Source organism: Micromonospora orduensis (assembly GCF_006228125.1).
Classification (GTDB): domain Bacteria; phylum Actinomycetota; class Actinomycetes; order Mycobacteriales; family Micromonosporaceae; genus Micromonospora; species Micromonospora orduensis.
Map to the genome: position 1 here is coordinate 19,256 of NZ_VDFY01000113.1, position 15,394 is coordinate 34,649.

The window sequence follows — 15,394 nt, forward strand, 5'->3', positions numbered from 1 at the left end:
AACAACTTCATGATCAACAGGGATTCAGGCGAAGGTCTTGGTGATCTGGGCGCAGAAGGCGGGCAGGTCGTCCGGGTTGCGGCTGCTGGTCAGGTTGCCGTCCGTCACGCACTCCTCGTCGACCCAGGTGGCGCCCGCGTTGGTCAGGTCGGTCCGCAGGGTAGGCCAGGAGGTGATCCGCCTGCCCCGCACCACGTCGGCCTCGACAAGCGTCCACGGGCCGTGGCAGATCACCCCGACCGGCTTGCCCGCGTCGAAGAACGCCTTCACGAACCGCACCGCGTCCGGGTCGCCGCGCAGGAAGTCCGGGTTCGCCACCCCGCCGGGCAGCACCAGCGCGTCGTAGCCAGCCGCGTCCGCCTTGTCCGCGGTGACGTCCACGTCGTACGTGCGGGACTTGTCCAGGTGGTTGAACGCCTGGATGGAACCGGGCTTGAGCGAGACCAGCTCGGCCGTCGCGCCGGCCTTCTCGACCGCCTCGCGCGGCTGGACGTACTCGACCTCCTCCACGCCGTCGGCGGCCAGGAAGGCGATCCGCTTGCCCTGAAGTGTCGCTGCCATCTCGGTACATCTCCTTTCCGAGGGGTACCACAGTTCCCTTCCCGGCCCGCAACGCCCGAAACGGCCCCAGCCAGTAAGGAAGGGTGCGACCCGTCGCCGCGCAGGTTTGTCCGGCAGGCCGCTGGGGACCCGGGGCGGCATGGCAGGAGCAGCAGCGGAACAGCGCCGGCTCGCCACCGTCGTGGAGAGCTGGCTCGGACGCCCGGTCCTCGTCGTCGGCGACGCCATGTTGGACGAGTGGCGGTTCGCCGAGTCCGACCGGCTGTGCCGGGAGGCACCCGCCCCGGTCCTCACCCTGCGTCGGCGGATCTCCGCCGCCGGCGGGGCCGCGAACACCGCGGTCAACGTGGCCACCCTGGGCGGTCGGGCGGTGCTTGTCGCACCGGTCGGCGCGGACGTCGCCGGCGACGAACTGCACGACTGCCTGGACCGTGCCGGCGTCTGGGACCGGACGGTCAACCAGCCGGGCCGGCCCACCCCGGTGAAGCGACGGATGCTGGCCGGCAACCAGATCCTGCTCCGGGAGGACTCCGGCGACCCGGACGACGCGCTCGACCCGGACGGCGTGACCCGACTGATCACCGCCCTGGACTGCGCCACCGAGGAGCTGCGGGCCGCAGCCGGCGGGGAGGCGCCGACCCTGGTGGTCTGCGACTACGGCCTCGGCGCGCTGCCCGCGCCGGTGCGCGCCTGGCTGGTCGAGCAGCGGGAGCGGTACGCCACGGTCGCGCTGGACGCCCACGACCTGGCCGACTGGCGGGGCCTCGCGCCCACCGTGGTCACCCCCAGCTTCGCCGAGGCGACCCGCCTGCTGGCCCGCGCCGGCGGTGCGACCCGACCGGCGGCCGGCCCCGGCCTGCACCTGGAACACCCCGACCACGACCCGGCCGACGGCCCGTCCGAACTGAGCGTCGGCGCCGCCCCGGGCGGAGCCCACACCAACGACGACAGCACCGATCGCCCCGGCCCGGTCGGTGAGCCCACACCCGGCGAGGGCCGGGTCGCCCTGACCGGTGACGGGCTCAGCGTCACGGGCACCGGCGTCACCGTGAACACCGAGGCCGGGGCGGGCGTCGACCGGGCCGTACTGGCCGAGTCACGCCTCGCCGAACTGCGCGCCCACACCGGCGCGGACGTGGTCGCGGTGACCCTGGACACCGAGGGCGCGGTGGTCGGCGGCGCCGACGGGGAGCCACGGCGCAGCCACAGCACACCGGTCCCGGCGAGCCACGCCGTGGGGGCCGGCGACGCGTACCTGGCGGCGATGACGCTGGCCCTGGCCGCCGACGCACCGCTGCCCACCGCCGCCCAGCTCGCCCAGCTGGCGGCCACCATCACGGTGTCCGACACCGGCACCTGCGTGTGCCGGCGCGAGGACCTGCTGACCGCGCTCGACCTGCCGCCGGAGACCACCGGGCACCCGTCGCTGGTCGGCACGGACGAGTTGGAGGCGCTCGTCGCCGAGCACCGCGAGGCGGGACGGTCGGTGGTGTTCACCAACGGCTGCTTCGACGTGCTGCACCGGGGACACGTCCGCTACCTGGAGCAGGCCCGCGCCCTGGGCGACCTGCTCATCGTCGCGGTCAACTCGGACGGCAGCGTCCGTCGCCTGAAGGGCCCGGACCGGCCGGTCAACCCGGTCGAGGACCGCGGCGCCCTACTCGCCGCCCTGTCCTGTGTGGACCACGTGGTGGTCTTCGAGGAGGACTCACCCGCCGCGCTGATCGAGGCCGTCCGCCCGGACGTGTACGTCAAGGGTGGCGACTACCCACCGGAGCTGGTGCCCGAGGCGCCGCTGGTGCGCCGGCTGGGTGGTCAGGTGCGCACCCTGGGGTACGTGCCGGACCGGTCCACGTCCGCGATCATCGAACGGATCCGGGCGCACAGCCAGGACCGGGAACCCGAGCCGGCCCGGGAAGCCGACCCGTCGCTGAACACCCGCACCCGCGCGTCGTGAACCGCCCCCTCGACGCCGGCACCCCGGAGGCGTTCCGCACCGATCGGCTGGTCGACGTGCTGATCCCGACCCGCAACCGGCCGGCCGAACTGGCGGTCACCCTGGCCGGGCTCGCCGCCCAGGAAGGGGTGCCCGGCTTCGGGGTGGTGGTCAGCGACCAGTCCGACGCCGAGCCCGCGTACGCCCACCCGGCGGCGGCCACCATGGTCCGGGCGCTGCGGCACCGGGGGCACCCGGTGCTGCTGACCCGCCGGCTGCCCCGACGCGGGCTCGCCGAACACCGCGCGTACCTGCTCGCCGCCTCGGCCGCCCGGTACGTCCTCAACCTCGACGACGACGTCTGGCTGGAACCGGGGGCGCTGCACCGACTGGTCACCGCGATCGGGGAGCTGGGCTGCGGCTTCGTCGGCAACGGCGTGCACGGCCTGTCGTACGTCGACGACGTCCGACCGGAGGCGCACGGGCACTACGAGGAGTGGGCCGGGCCGCCCGCACCGGAGCGGATCCGGCCGGGCACCCCGGAGTGGGACCGGGCCCGGATCCACTCGGCGGCCAACCTGCTGCACGTCACGGATCAGGTGGCGCCGCCGCCCGGCGCATGGCGCGCGTACAAGGTCTCCTGGATCGGCGGGTGCGTGCTCTACGACCGGGCGAAGCTCGTCGACTCCGGGGGGTTCGACTTCTGGCGTCGGGTGCACGAGAAGCACCAGGGCGAGGACGTCGCCGCCCAGCTCGCCGTGCTGGCCCGGCACGGCGGGGCGGGCATCCTGCCCAGCGGCGCCTACCACCTGGAGTCCCCCACCACGGTCACCGAGCGGGACGTGGAGGCGTGGGAGGTCGTCCTCGCCGACGAGGACACCCCGCAGCCGGCCTGAGCGCCCCTACCGGCCGAGCAGGTCCCGCGCGGCCTCCAACACCTCGATGACCGGCACGTCGGTGACGAACGAGTCGCGGTGCGGGCATTCGCCGTCGCCGGGCCGGTGCGGGTAGATGCCAGGCGTGCAGTCCACCCCGCAGACCGGGCAGTGCACCATCCACGAGCTGATCGGCCGGTGGCGGCCACGCAGCGGATGCGCCGTGGTGATCAGGTTGCCGACCCAGAAGATGCCCACCGTGGGCGTGCCCACCGCGGCGGCCAGGTGCACCGGGCCGGTGTCGTTGGAGACGACGAGGGCGCAGTCGGCGTAGCAACCGACGAGGCCGCCGAGGCTGAACGTGCCCACCTGCGGCCGGACCGGCACCCCGGCCGCCGCGACGACCCGGTCCACCACCTCCTGCTCGGTGGGCGTACCGGTCACCAGCACCTCGTACCCGTCGTCGTGCAGCGCGCGGGCCACCTCGGCGAAGCGCTCGGCGGGCCAGCGGCGGCGGGTGTCGGTGGCACCCGGGTGCAGCGCCACCCGGGGCCGGTCGGCCGGCCCGAGCACCCGGGCCGCCTCGGCCCGGTCGTCGTCGGTGACGGCCAGCGTCGGCACGATTGTGGTCGCCGGAGCGCCCACCAACCCCACCACCTCCAGGTAGCGGATCACCTCGTGCTGGTAGTAGATGTACGGCAGACACCGGTTCAGCGGCGGTGCGTCGTCGGCGCGCAGACCCACGGTCAGTCGGGCGCCGAGCCGACTGATGAACGGATTCGAGTTGGCGCCGCCGCCGTGGATCTGCACCGCCACGTCGAAGTCCTCGCCGACGGCGGCGGCCACGAAGTCGTCCATCGACGACTCCGGCTCACCCGGCTCCGGCGTACGGATGCCGGGCGCGGGCGGCACCACGAGGACCCGGTCCACCGGGCCGGGCCGGTCACGCCAGAGCTTCACGTGCCATGGCGCACCGAGCAACACGATCTCCGCCGAGGGGTACGCGGCACGCAGCGCGTCGAGGGCCGGCAACGCGAACACGAAGTCACCGAGCGCGTTCGCGCGCAGCACGGCGATCCGCCGCACGCCGGGGACGAGCCCAGCCGTCGGGCCGAGCAGGGACGGGGTGGCCACGCGGCCGCTACGGCCGGTCGATCTCGCCGACGGTGTCCGGGTGGTGCAGCTCCCGGTCCGCCGCGGGATCGGCCGGCATCGGCGTACCCCCGGAGGCGTTGCCGGAACGCGGCCCGGTGCGGCCGACGGTGATGGTGCGCGGCGTGGGCCGCCTCGCTCGGGGCACCCGGACGCGGAGCAGACCGTGGTCCATCACCGCGTCGATGCCGTCGGGGTCGACCCGGGACGGCAGGTCGATCCGGTACTCGAAGCCACGCGTCTCGAAGCCGCCCGGGATGCCCTGGTCGGCGTTCACCTCCGCCTCGGAACGGGCCCGCACGCACAGCTCCCGGTCGTCCAGCTCGACCGCCACCTCCTCGGGCGCCACCCCGGGCAGCCGGACGACGACCTCCCAGCCGTCGGAGGTCTCGGTCAGCTCGACGTCGGACGACGCGGACCGGCCACCGACCAGGCGACTCAGCTCGGCGCGCAACGACTGCAACTCACCCATCGGGTCCCAGCCCTGCTGGCGGCCTCGCCACCCCCGGCTGAAACCGCCGCTCTGCTGCTCGCTCATCACACCTCTCCGATCCGCTGAGGGGCCGTGGTCGGCCGCAGCGAGCTGGGCGCGTCCAGGCCGGCGTCCCGGTCGACGCCCACGCCGAGCCGGTCGACCAGCTCGCCGCCGAGCCAGGCGCTGATGCCGAGGATCGCCACCGCGACGATCTCGATCGCGATCAGCGCGCCGCCGGCGGCCCGGGAGTCCGCGTTGAGCCGGACCGCCCAGACGGCCGCGAAGAGCAGGATCACCGCGACGTTGGCTCCCGCGTGCAGCAGACCCACCCGCTTGGCGCGGGTGCCGGTCGGGATCGCCAGCAGGTCGAAGGAGCCGGCCGCCGCCGCGAGCAGGCCGCCGATCAGACCGACCGTGATGTTCCAGTACGCGACCTCGCCGAGGAAGTCGGGACCGCCGACCGTGTCCACCACGTCGAACAACACAGCCGTGACCAGCAGCGCGACCGGGAACATGACAAGCATCGGATGGACTGGGTGACCCAGCACCTTGAGTCGGCTCTCCATCTCCCGGCCTCCACGTGTCGGCTGCACTGTGCGACGGTCTCGTACGGCGGGCCGTACCCCCGGCGACCCGGCGCAAACCTCGCGCTGGTCACGGCGGCCTAGGCTGACCACCGGTGGTACCCGCCACCGGCTCAACGGTCGAGGGAGGATCGACGTGACGGTGGAGATCACTTCGCATGAGGAGCTACGCGAGCTGCTCGGGGTGCCCCATCCCCGGGCCGCCAACAAGGACCGCCCCCGCCTGCACGAACGCGACCGCGACTGGCTCGCCGCCGCACCGTTCTGCCTGATGGCCACGGCCGGCGCGGACGGCAGCTGCGACGTGTCGCCCAAGGGCGACCCGGCCGGGTTCGCCCTGGTGCTCGACGACACGACAATCGCGCTGCCCGAGCGGCCGGGCAACAAGCGGGCCGACGGCTACCGCAACATCCTCGACAACCCGCACGTCGGGCTGCTCTTCCTCATCCCCGGCCGCACCGACACGCTGCGGATCAACGGGCGGGCCCGGCTCGTGCGCGACGCGCCCTGGTTCGACGACATGGTGGTCAAGGGACACCGGCCGGTGCTCGCCGTCGTGGTGGAGATCGAGCAGATCTTCTACCACTGCGCGAAGGCGTTCCTGCGCTCCGCGCTGTGGCAGCCGGAGACCTGGCACCCCGACGTGCTGCCGACCCGGGCCCGACTGATCAAAGAGGTCGAGGCGCCGGCGGAGAGCCTGGAAGACCTGGAACGGCACTACGGCCCGGAGTACGTCAAGACCATCTACGCCTGACCGCGGTCACCCGGACCCGCTCACTCCGGGGCGACCGACACCATCCACAGGTGACCGTCCGGGTCGGCGAAGGTGCCCGCGTACCCCCAGGGTTGCGCGGCCGGCTCGGTGACCACCTCGGCGCCGGCGGCGCGCGCCCGCTCGACGAGCGCGTCCGCGTCGGCGGGCGAGGCGACGTCGAGGCTGAGAACGCACTCGCTCTGCCCCCGCGCGGCGACCTCGTTCTTACCGATCACCCAGCCGAAGCCACCGCTCGGGACCAGCATCAGCCGCAGCCCGTCGTTCACCGCGAACTGCAACGGCTCCGGAAGCCCGTCGTCGGCCAGCTCCCCCACCGCGTCGAGCCCGAGCCCGTCGCGGTAGAAGCGGTACGAGGTCGGACGGTCGGCGATGGGCAGGCTGACGATCACCGGCGCGAAGGTCATGGTCGGACGCCTCCAGAAACGTGGACGGGCACGGGCACCGCACCAGCATTCGCTGAATTAGCGTGCCATGGTGACCGTAGACGACTGGTTGGCAGACACCCGCACCTCCTACGACACCGTGGCTGTCGACTACGCGCACCTGGTGCGCGACTTCCTGGCGGAGGCACCGTACGAACGAGCCGCCCTGGCGCTGTTCGCCGAACTCGTGGCCACCACCGGAGGTGGACCGGTCGCCGACGTCGGCTGCGGACCGGGGCGCATCACCGCCCACCTGCACACACTAGGCGTCGACGCCTTCGGGATCGACCTGTCGCCCGGGATGATCGCCGTGGCCCGCCGCGACCACCCGGACCTCAGGTTCGAGGTGGGTTCGATGACCGACCTCGACCTCCCCGAAGACTCAGTCGCCGGCCTGATCGCCTGGTACTCGCTCATCCACATCCCCGACGACCAGCTCGGCGCGGTCCTCGCGCACTTTTGGCGGGTCGTACGCCCCGGCGGCCCGCTGCTGCTCGGCTTCCACGTGGGCGACGAGACGACCCTCAAGACGGAGGGCTATGGCGGCCACCCCATGAAGATCCACGTGCATCGCCGCCAGCCGGCCAAGGTGTCGGCCCGGTTGCGGGAGAGCGGATTCCGGGTCGAGTCGGAGACGACAGTCACCTCACCCGAGAGCAAGCTCGGCGCAATCATCTTCGCCCGCCGCGAGCCCTGACCCAGCCCATTGTCGACCTCGGGAAACGGCGAAGCCCAGGTCTCTGACCTGGGCTTCCGTACCGAGCCGCCTGACGGAATCGAACCGTCGACCTACGCATTACGAGTGCGTCGCTCTAGCCGACTGAGCTAAGGCGGCAACGATCAGCAAGTGTACGGCACCGCTCGCCGACCGGCCGAACGGGATACCCCTCCCCGCCCCCGTACGACCAACCGGACATCGGCCGCCATCTGGCCGTTTACCGGACAGCGCATGATCGGGTCCGGCACTACGCTGCGGCGGGTGAGCGACGAACGCGACCACCCCGAACGGGCCGTCCCACGACCACGCAGCACCGATCCGCTGGAGTTGGGCTTCACGCCGCGCAAGCCGGTGCCGTGGCTGGCACCGTTCCTGCTGATCAGCACGGGCATCCGTACGCTGCTGGCGGTGCTCTTCGGGGCGTACCTGGACAAGCGGGAGTTGCAGAACGCGTTCGGCGACGACGTCTTCCGCCAGGTCGGGCCGGACGGCGGGGTGTGGCTTGACTACGTCGCCGACCTGGGCGACGGCTTCAACGCCACCTACTCCGTGGCGTACCTGCTGGCGCAGGCCGAGCTGACCGTGGACGGGCACCGGCTGCCCCGGGCGCAGACCCTGGTGATGGGCGGCGACCAGGTGTATCCGTCGGCGGCGTACGCCTCGTACGAGGACCGCTGCAAGGGCCCGTACCAGGCCGCGCTGCCGGTGATGCCACCCGAGCAGCCCACGCTGTTCGCGGTGCCCGGCAACCATGACTGGTACGACGGGCTGACCGCTTTCCTGCGGCTGTTCGTCCGCTCCCGGGACCGCAACTTCGCCGGTTGGCGTACCGGGCAGTCACGGTCGTACTTCGCTGTCGAGTTGCCGGCGGGCTGGTGGCTGCTGGGTGTGGACGACCAGTCCGGCTCGTACCTGGACGACCCGCAGCTGGCGTACTTCGACGAGGTGGCCCGCCGGCTCGACCCCGAGTCGAAGGTCATCATCGCGGCGCCGGCACCGACCTGGGTCAAGGCGGCGGACGACCCGACGGCGTACGACTCGATCGACTACTTCATCCGGACGATCATCGACCCGACGGGGGCACAGGTCCGGCTGCTGCTCTCCGGCGATCTGCACCACTACGCCCGCTACGCCGGCACGGACCGGCAGTTGATCACCTGTGGTGGTGGCGGCGCGTATCTCTACCCCACCCACAAGCTGCCGGAGCGCATCGAGGTGCCGCCACGGGACACGCCGACCCGGCGTGCCAGCCGCACCCAGCCGTACGACCTGGTGGCCCGCTACCCGGACGCGGCCCGCTCCCGCCGCTACGGCTGGGGCATCTTCGGCCGGCTGCCGTTCCGCAACCCCGGCTTCGCCACGCTGCTCGGCACCCTGCACACCCTGCTGATGCTGGCGATGGCGGGTACGACCGCGAACTGGGCCGACAGCACCAGCCAGCGGCTGTTCAGCGTTCCGCTTGTGGTGATGGTGCTCGTGACCGTGGTGGCGGCGGCCCTGTTCGCCAAGCCGCCAAGCGTGAGCGGCAAGCGACACGCGCGGCACTGGATCCTCGGCGTCGGCCACGGCGTGACCCATGTGGCGCTGGCCGCGGCGGGCACCTGGGTCTGGTTGTCGCTGCCGTTCTACCACTGGCCGTGGCCACTGCCGGCGGTCGCCGCGGCAGTGCTGTACGGCCCGGTGATCGGGCTGGTGGCCAGCCAACTGGTGGCGGCGTACCTGCTGGTGGCGGGCTGGTTCGGGGTGAACGTCAACGAACTCTTCGCCGGTCAGGGCATCGAGGACTCCAAGGCGTTCCTGCGGCTGCGCATCGACCCGGACGGCACCCTGACCATCTACCCGATCGCGGTGGACCGGGTCTCCCGCGATTGGCAGATCAATCCCGACCAGGCGCCCGCGGCAAGCTGGCTGACCCCGAAGACCCCGCTGACCCCCCGCCTGGCCGAACCCCCGATCACCCTGCCCTGAGCGGCCGGGTGGTCAGGGGGTGTAGTGCTGGTCGTGGGCTTGGCGGGAGCCGCAGACGTCGGCGCGGGAGCACATCGAGCGGGAGCCGTCGGCGTCCAGACGGACCGTCACCGCGTCCCGCGGGACGCTGTGGCCGACCACCCGGCCGTCGCCCTCGGGCGTGGAGACCCGGCTGCCGACCGCCGGGGCGGTCTCCTGGAATCGCTGGTACAGGGGATGTTCGTACTTCAGGCAGCACATCAGCCGACCGCACGCCCCGGAGATGCGCAGCGGGTTCAGGGGTAGGTCCTGGTCCTTGGCCATCCGGATGGTCACCGGCTCGAAGTCGGTGAGGAACGTCGCGCAGCACAGGTCGCGACCGCACGAACCGATACCGCCCTGCACCCGCGCCGAGTCGCGGGCGGAGAGTTGGCGCAGCTCGACCCGGCAGTGCAGGGTGGCGCCCAGGTCGCGGACCAGGGAGCGGAAGTCCACCCGGTGCGGCGCGGTGAAGTAGACGGTGCTGCGCTCACCGCCGCCCTCGGCGGAGCCGAGCACATGGTCGACGGCCACCACCTTCATCGGCAGGCCGTGCGCGCGGATCAGCCGCTTCGCGGCCACCTTCGCCTCGGCCTTACGGCGGCGTAACGCCTCGTCCCGACGCAGGTCGTCGTCGCCGGCCAGCCCCACCAGCCGGGGAAACCCGTCGGTCTCCTCGGTCACCCACTGGGCGGCCCAGACGCACTCGGCCACCTCGGGCCCGTCATCGGTCGGCACGAGCACCCGGTCGCCGACCTGCGGACGCAGGTCACCCGGATCGAGGTAGTAGAGGCGCCCGTACCGGTTGAAGCTGACCGCGCAGAGCATGCCCATCCCCCCACCCTACGACGGGTCACCGCCGAGAGCGCACCGGCCGACCACGTCCCGCTGCCATCCATGACCGTCGACTCGACCTATTGCCCGGCGACCCGTCGTGCCGTTGCTCCTCGCCCGGACGGTTGAATCCCGGCCGGCGCGCAGGACAAACGCGTCCGGGCGGCGTTGAGTGGAGGCAGGCCTGCGGGGGGTGCAGGGGAAAGACCCCGGCGTCGCCGTGGGCGCCGGCTCACGTCGGTGCCCGCGAGCGGCGCCGTGGTCTGTCCGGGACGCGGCTACCAGCCGACCCGGGTGGGCTGCCCGTAGCGGGGTCTGCCGTCCACCGGCGGACGCCAGGCGGACTCGGCCAGACTCGGGGCCCACTGACGCAGCAGCGTCTCCGCGCCGTCGTACGCGACGCAGAGCACCGACAACACCCGTGCGGCGATCTCGGCGGCGTCGACCACCCCGGGCCCGATCGGCCCCGGCGGCAGCGGCGGACCCGCGGCGGTCGCGGCGACCACGGCGACCGCCTCGGCCGAACGGAGCACGTCGGCGAGTGCCCGGGCCAGGGCCAGTCGGCTGCCCTCCACCCAGTCGGCGAGCGCGTCCGCGTACCCGGCTGTGGAGTCGAGCCGGCCGACCAGGCTGTCCGGCCCCTCGTCCAGGTGACGCAGCAGCGCCGCGCGTTCCTGCCCGTACGCGGAGGCGGCCGGACCGGACCACAGCACCGGGTCGGTGAGCGCGGCGCAGACGTCGTCGTACCCCCGCACGAGCCGGCGCACGGCGTGCCCGGCGCCGGCGAGCGGCACCGGATGCAGGTCGAGGAAACCGCGGACCGCGTCGCCCGGCAGCACCTGCATGCGGCGCAGCAGCGGCCAGACCCGGTGCCCCTCGGGGACGCCGGCGGCGAGCAGCGCGTCCACCCTGTGCAGCAGGTCCAGGCCGGGCTCGGCGAGCCGGTCCAGCGGATCCATCACGGCTCCCCGGTGAGCCGGCGGCGGGCGGCCCGGTCGACCTCGCCGTAACGGTCGGCGGCCTCGCGGACGGCGGAGGCGGCGGCGGCCAGCCGCACGGCGGCGGCCCGCGCCTCACGTGCCCGGTCGTCGGTGGCGGCGGTCCACTGCCGGTGCAGTGCCCGGCCGATCTCGCCGGGGCGGCCGGGGGCGTCCGCGCCGAACGCGACCTGGGCCGGATCGCTGGCGGTGACCCGGTGGGACAGGGTGGTGAGGGTGGCGCTCGCCTCGTCCAGCCGGGCGGAGAGCGCGCGCAGCGTGTCCATCTCAGGCCCCCGCGAGCGGTCGGTAGGCGGCGAACGTCTCGTTGTGCAGCTTCTCCCGGGCCCACTCGGCGGCGTCGGCCGCCGCGGTGACCGCCGCCTGCACGGAACCGGCCACGTCGCGCGGGCTGCGGCTGTGCAGTGGGCCGAGGAACCGGACGTCGGTGATCCGCCCACCGGCGGTGACCACCACCTCGACCAGGCCGTCCGGCGACCGGACGGTGACCTCGACGGTCGACACCGCCTGGTCGAACTCGGCCTGGAGGGATTCGATGCGGCGGTAGCGCCGCACCGCCTCCTCGATCCAGGCTTCGTCGATCTCCCCCCGCGGCATCGGCCGACTCCTCCCGGATGACCCTTACTGAGCGTGCCGTCGCCGTCACCACGGCACACCGGACCGTACCGCACAGCAATCGCGCGTGTCGATGCCTGTGGACAACGGCCGGGAGGCGCTTGTCAGCCCTTCCAGAGGGCGAGCATCATCGCCTCGACGGCGATCCGCGGCTTGACGTTCGCCTCGATCGCCGCCCGGCAGGCGAGCACGGCCTCCAGGCGGCGCAGCGACCCCTCGGCGTCCCACTTCTGCGCGCCGGCACCGGCCAGCGCCGCCGTGTCGGTGTGCACCGGGGCGACGGGGGCGCGCAGCGCCATGGTGAGCGCGTCCCGGTAGAAGCCGGCCAGGTCGACGAGCGCCCGGTCCAGCGCGTCACGCTGCGCCCGGGTGGCCCGGGACTTCTGCCGCTTCTCCAACTCCTTGAGCTGGCCTGCGGCGCCCCGTATCGCGCCGGCCGCGCCCCGCCCGGTGCCGCCCGCGCCGAGCGCCGTCTCCAGAGCCGTCCGCTCGGCCGTGTCCGATTCGGCGACCGACGCCTCGGCCTCCGCCTCGGCCGCCTCGATCAGCGCCGACGCCGCGTCGAACGCCGCGCCGACACCGGTCAGCCGGCGAGGAACGGCGAGCACCGCCTCGCGCCGCTTACGGGCCTCCGGGTCGCGGGCCAGCCGGCGGGCCCGACCGACATGCCCCTGCGCGGCCGCCGCCGCCCACTGCGCCACGTCGGGCGCGATGCCGTCCCGACGGACCAGCACCTCGGCCACCGCCGCGGCCGGCGGCTGCCGCAGAGGTACGACACGACAGCGCGACCGGATGGTCACCGAGACGTCGTCCGGGTGGGTGGACGGGGCGCAGAGCAGGAAGACCGTACGCGGTGGTGGCTCCTCGATCGCCTTGAGCAGCGCGTTGCCGGCCGCCTCGGTGAGCCGGTCGGCGTCCTCGATGACCACCACCTGCCACCGCCCACCGGACGGGGTACTGGCCGCGCGCAGCACCAGCGCACGCATCTCCCCGACGCCTATGGACAGCCCCTCGGGCACCACCATCCGCACGTCGGCGTGGGTGCCGCCCATCGTGGTGTGGCAGCCGGGGCACTCGCCGCAGCCGGTGCCGTACGCGCACTGGAGCGCGGCGGCGAAGGCCCGCGCGGCGACCGAGCGGCCGGAGCCGGGCGGGCCGGTGAAGATCCAGGCGTGGGTCATCCCAGTCGACGGGTCCACGCCACCGGGCGCGGCGTCGGCGCCGCTGGCCGGGCCGGCGGCGATCAGCGCGGGCTCCCGGTCGGCGGCACCGGCACGCAGCACGGCCGCTGCTGCGGCGGCGGCCCGGCGCAGCTCGGCGACCGCCTCGTCCTGACCGACCAGGTCGGCGAAGACGTCAGGCATCAGGTCTTGTGCTCCATCGTCACCAGCTCCGCGTCGGATAACTCAGGCTGCACCGACGTGTCCGGGCCCTGCGCCGGGCGTGGGTGCACGATGCCGCCCGGCTTGCCGAGCATCTCCTCGACCCGGCGGACCACCTGCCCGGTGATCTCGTCGACCGGCCTGGCCGCGTCGAGCACCAGGTAGCGCTTCGGGTCGGCGGCGGCGAGGTCGAGGAAGGCGTACCGGACGCGCTCGTGGAACGCGACGGACTCGGCCTCCAGCCGGTCGGTGCCGGTGTTGCGCGAGGCCACCCGGGACAGGCCGGTGCGCGGTTCGACGTCCAGCAGGACCACCAGGTCCGGCTTGAGGCCGCCGGTGGCCCAGGAGGAGAGCCAGGAGACCTCGTCGACCGGGAGCGTGCGCCCCGCACCCTGGTACGCCAGGGACGAGTCGACGTACCTGTCGCTGATCACCACACCACCCCGGACCAGCGCGGGACGGACGACGGTGGCCACGTGGTGCGCCCGGTCGGCGGCGTACAGCAGCGCCTCGGCACGTGGTGACGGCGCGTCGTCGCCGGAGGTGTCCAGCACGAGTGACCGGATCCGCCGACCGATGCCGGTGGCCCCCGGTTCGCGGGTGACGACGACGTCGCGTCCCTGATCGCGCAGCCGCTCGGCGAGCGCGGTGAGCTGGGTGGACTTCCCGGCGCCCTCGCCGCCCTCGAAGACCACGAAGAGCCCGGCGGAGACGAACGGCTCGGCCGGCATGAGCGGGCGACCCCGGATGGAGCCCCAGAGGTCGGCGAGGACCGGCACGCCCTTCTTGTCGTCCATCTGCCCGAACGCGCTGATCCCGGCGAAGATGCCGGCGGCACCGGCGGCCAGCAGCAGCAGTCGGGTGGAGGAGACGGAGATGCCGAGGTCCGCGATTGTCAACTTGCGGGAGCCGCCGACACCGACCAGAAGGCTGCTCAGCCCGATGGCCAGGATCAGCACCAGCCGGGTGCCGATCTGCACCACGGCGAAGACCCGTCCGCGTACCTCGTCCTCGATCTCGCCGCCGAGCAGGGTGGTGCCCGCCAGGAAGGCCATGCCGGCACCGGCGCCGACCAGCACCGCGCCGACGATCGCCATCGACAGGTGGATGGCGAAGGCGAGGGTCATCACGGCGGCGCTGGCCAGCACGATGCTCATGCCGAACCAGCGACGCCGGGACATCTCCTTGACGATCATCGGGCCGAGGCCGATGCCGACGGCCAGGCCGATGAAGATGGCACCGAAGAGCAGGTAGAAGGCGGCGTCACCCGCGCCGAGCGAGGCGGCGAAGAACTTCGCGGTGCCGATCACGATGCCACCGCCGGCGAAGGCGCCGAAGATGCCGAGCACCAGGCCGCGGACGAGCGGCGTCTGGCCGATGTACTTCCAGCCCTCGGCGAACTGGCGCCGCATGCTCTGATCGGTGCGTTCCCGCTCGCCGGTCTGCGCCCGGCTGATCTCCCTGATCCCGAATGCCACCACGAGGGCGGTGGCCAGCCGGGAGAAGGCGTTGACCCAGAGCGCGAGTTGGGCGGGCTCCGCCCAGCCGAGGTCGCCGCCGGCGACGGCCCGGACGCTGCGGTCGAGCACCGCGGCGACGACCGCCGCGAGGATCGGGGTGAGGCCGTACGTGGTGATCAACGTGAGCTGGTTGGCCGCTTCCAGTCGGGCGCGCGGGATCAGGTTGGGGACCGCGGCCTCCTTGGCCGGGATCCAGATCAACGTGATCGACTCGATCAGGAAGGTGGCGACGGTCGCCCACAGGACCACCACCGCACCGCTGGCACCGGCCAGCGCCACCATCGGGATCGAGGCGAACAGGACGAACCGGAGCAGGTCGCAGATGACCATCGTCCAGCGGCGGTCGAAGCGGTCGGCGAGGACACCGGCGATCGGCCCGAGCACCAGCGCGGGCAGCAGCCGGATGGCGATCACGCCACCGAAGGCCGCGCCCTTCGCGGTGTTGCCCTGCACCTGGGAGGCGGCGAAGACGGAGGTGGCCAACAGGCCGAGCCAGTCCCCGAAGGAGGCCGCGCCGAGCACGATCCAGAGCCGGCGGAACGGCCGGATGCGCAGCACCGA

Annotated in this window: 16 protein-coding genes and 1 tRNA gene; 5 read left to right on the forward strand and 12 right to left on the reverse strand. The window is 73.2% G+C overall.

All coding sequences use genetic code 11. The features are described from left to right. Positions 1–24 precede the first annotated feature (24 nt). Positions 25–561, reverse strand: coding sequence for a type 1 glutamine amidotransferase domain-containing protein (locus tag FHG89_RS07945; RefSeq protein WP_139583714.1), 537 nt, complete (start codon positions 559–561; stop codon positions 25–27). 139 nt (positions 562–700) lie between these two features. Between FHG89_RS07945 and rfaE2 the strand changes: the two genes are divergently transcribed. Together rfaE2 and FHG89_RS07955 are read left to right on the forward strand one after the other, a co-directional pair. Further along, on the forward strand, positions 701–2,518 hold the full coding sequence (gene rfaE2 / locus FHG89_RS07950; protein ID WP_139583715.1) for a D-glycero-beta-D-manno-heptose 1-phosphate adenylyltransferase: 1,818 nt from the start codon (positions 701–703) through the stop codon (positions 2,516–2,518). Next, a complete protein-coding gene (locus FHG89_RS07955; protein WP_139583716.1) occupies positions 2,515–3,393 on the forward strand; it encodes a glycosyltransferase family 2 protein in 879 nt (292 codons plus the stop codon). Before rfaE2 ends, FHG89_RS07955 begins: the two co-directional genes overlap by 4 nt. A gap of 6 nt (positions 3,394–3,399) precedes the next feature. Here the strand turns inward: FHG89_RS07955 and FHG89_RS07960 are convergent, their stop codons facing one another. Genes FHG89_RS07960 through FHG89_RS07970 form a run of 3 tightly spaced genes read right to left on the reverse strand, consistent with a single transcriptional unit; the run spans position 3,400 to position 5,565 of the window. Beyond that, a complete protein-coding gene (locus tag FHG89_RS07960; protein ID WP_139583717.1) occupies positions 3,400–4,506 on the reverse strand; it encodes a glycosyltransferase family 9 protein in 1,107 nt (368 codons plus the stop codon). Positions 4,507–4,513: 7 nt separating this feature from the next. Continuing rightward, the gene (locus FHG89_RS07965; protein WP_139583718.1) at positions 4,514–5,062 is read right to left on the reverse strand and encodes an Hsp20/alpha crystallin family protein; all 549 of its coding nucleotides are present in this window, start codon (positions 5,060–5,062) and stop codon (positions 4,514–4,516) included. Continuing rightward, on the reverse strand, positions 5,062–5,565 hold the full coding sequence (locus FHG89_RS07970) for a DUF2231 domain-containing protein (RefSeq protein ID WP_139583719.1): 504 nt from the start codon (positions 5,563–5,565) through the stop codon (positions 5,062–5,064). Before FHG89_RS07970 ends, FHG89_RS07965 begins: the two co-directional genes overlap by 1 nt. A gap of 154 nt (positions 5,566–5,719) precedes the next feature. Here FHG89_RS07970 and FHG89_RS07975 point away from each other — a divergent pair, with 154 nt between their 5' ends. Beyond that, positions 5,720–6,337, forward strand: a complete 618-nt coding sequence (locus tag FHG89_RS07975; protein ID WP_139583720.1) for a pyridoxamine 5'-phosphate oxidase family protein — start codon at positions 5,720–5,722, stop codon at positions 6,335–6,337. A gap of 20 nt (positions 6,338–6,357) precedes the next feature. Here FHG89_RS07975 and FHG89_RS07980 read toward each other — a convergent pair whose 3' ends face one another. Continuing rightward, positions 6,358–6,762 (reverse strand): VOC family protein, encoded by a 405-nt coding sequence (locus FHG89_RS07980; RefSeq protein ID WP_139583721.1) that lies wholly within the window; start codon positions 6,760–6,762, stop codon positions 6,358–6,360. 70 nt (positions 6,763–6,832) lie between these two features. Between FHG89_RS07980 and FHG89_RS07985 the strand changes: the two genes are divergently transcribed. Continuing rightward, complete coding sequence (locus FHG89_RS07985) at positions 6,833–7,477, forward strand: class I SAM-dependent methyltransferase (protein WP_139583722.1); 645 nt, start codon at positions 6,833–6,835, stop codon at positions 7,475–7,477. A gap of 64 nt (positions 7,478–7,541) precedes the next feature. Here FHG89_RS07985 and FHG89_RS07990 read toward each other — a convergent pair. Then, positions 7,542–7,615: transfer RNA gene (locus FHG89_RS07990), tRNA-Thr, on the reverse strand. A gap of 144 nt (positions 7,616–7,759) precedes the next feature. On the opposite strand from FHG89_RS07990, the gene FHG89_RS07995 reads away from it, so the two are divergent. Beyond that, entirely contained in the window at positions 7,760–9,466 is a 1,707-nt protein-coding gene (locus tag FHG89_RS07995; protein WP_244295243.1) for a metallophosphoesterase family protein, read from the forward strand. Positions 9,467–9,478: 12 nt separating this feature from the next. Here the strand turns inward: FHG89_RS07995 and FHG89_RS08000 are convergent, their stop codons facing one another. The 6 genes from FHG89_RS08000 to tmk all read right to left on the reverse strand — a co-directional run bounded on the left by FHG89_RS08000 (position 9,479) and on the right by tmk (position 15,355). After that, on the reverse strand, positions 9,479–10,318 hold the full coding sequence (locus FHG89_RS08000) for a PSP1 domain-containing protein (RefSeq protein WP_139583724.1): 840 nt from the start codon (positions 10,316–10,318) through the stop codon (positions 9,479–9,481). Positions 10,319–10,596: 278 nt separating this feature from the next. Next, positions 10,597–11,277, reverse strand: a complete 681-nt coding sequence (locus FHG89_RS08005; RefSeq protein ID WP_139583725.1) for a hypothetical protein — start codon at positions 11,275–11,277, stop codon at positions 10,597–10,599. Further along, positions 11,277–11,582 carry a hypothetical protein gene (locus FHG89_RS08010; RefSeq protein WP_139583726.1) on the reverse strand — a complete coding sequence of 102 codons (306 nt, stop codon included), beginning with the start codon at positions 11,580–11,582 and terminating at the stop codon, positions 11,277–11,279. The genes FHG89_RS08005 and FHG89_RS08010 overlap by 1 nt, the downstream gene beginning before the upstream one ends. 1 nt (position 11,583) lies before the next feature. Beyond that, a complete protein-coding gene (locus tag FHG89_RS08015) occupies positions 11,584–11,913 on the reverse strand; it encodes a YbaB/EbfC family nucleoid-associated protein (RefSeq protein WP_053659404.1) in 330 nt (109 codons plus the stop codon). Positions 11,914–12,035: 122 nt separating this feature from the next. Next, the gene (locus FHG89_RS08020) at positions 12,036–13,295 is read right to left on the reverse strand and encodes a DNA polymerase III subunit delta' (protein WP_139583727.1); all 1,260 of its coding nucleotides are present in this window, start codon (positions 13,293–13,295) and stop codon (positions 12,036–12,038) included. Beyond that, a complete protein-coding gene (tmk, locus tag FHG89_RS08025) occupies positions 13,295–15,355 on the reverse strand; it encodes a dTMP kinase (protein WP_244295249.1) in 2,061 nt (686 codons plus the stop codon). The genes FHG89_RS08020 and tmk overlap by 1 nt, the downstream gene beginning before the upstream one ends. Positions 15,356–15,394 lie beyond the last annotated feature (39 nt).

What these genes read in the sequence shown, in the direction of transcription:
- FHG89_RS08000 (WP_139583724.1), bottom strand. Translation starts at nt 10,318, where the DNA reads ATGGGCATGCTCTGCGCGGTCAGCTTCAACCGGTACGGGCGCCTCTAC.
- FHG89_RS08020 (WP_139583727.1), bottom strand. Translation starts at nt 13,295, where the DNA reads ATGCCTGACGTCTTCGCCGACCTGGTCGGTCAGGACGAGGCGGTCGCC.
- FHG89_RS07965 (WP_139583718.1), bottom strand. Translation starts at nt 5,062, where the DNA reads ATGAGCGAGCAGCAGAGCGGCGGTTTCAGCCGGGGGTGGCGAGGCCGC.
- FHG89_RS07970 (WP_139583719.1), bottom strand. Translation starts at nt 5,565, where the DNA reads ATGGAGAGCCGACTCAAGGTGCTGGGTCACCCAGTCCATCCGATGCTT.
- FHG89_RS07945 (WP_139583714.1), bottom strand. Translation starts at nt 561, where the DNA reads ATGGCAGCGACACTTCAGGGCAAGCGGATCGCCTTCCTGGCCGCCGAC.
- FHG89_RS08015 (WP_053659404.1), bottom strand. Translation starts at nt 11,913, where the DNA reads ATGCCGCGGGGGGAGATCGACGAAGCCTGGATCGAGGAGGCGGTGCGG.
- FHG89_RS08010 (WP_139583726.1), bottom strand. Translation starts at nt 11,582, where the DNA reads ATGGACACGCTGCGCGCGCTCTCCGCCCGGCTGGACGAGGCGAGCGCC.
- rfaE2 (WP_139583715.1), top strand. Translation starts at nt 701, where the DNA reads ATGGCAGGAGCAGCAGCGGAACAGCGCCGGCTCGCCACCGTCGTGGAG.
- FHG89_RS07980 (WP_139583721.1), bottom strand. Translation starts at nt 6,762, where the DNA reads ATGACCTTCGCGCCGGTGATCGTCAGCCTGCCCATCGCCGACCGTCCG.
- FHG89_RS08005 (WP_139583725.1), bottom strand. Translation starts at nt 11,277, where the DNA reads ATGGATCCGCTGGACCGGCTCGCCGAGCCCGGCCTGGACCTGCTGCAC.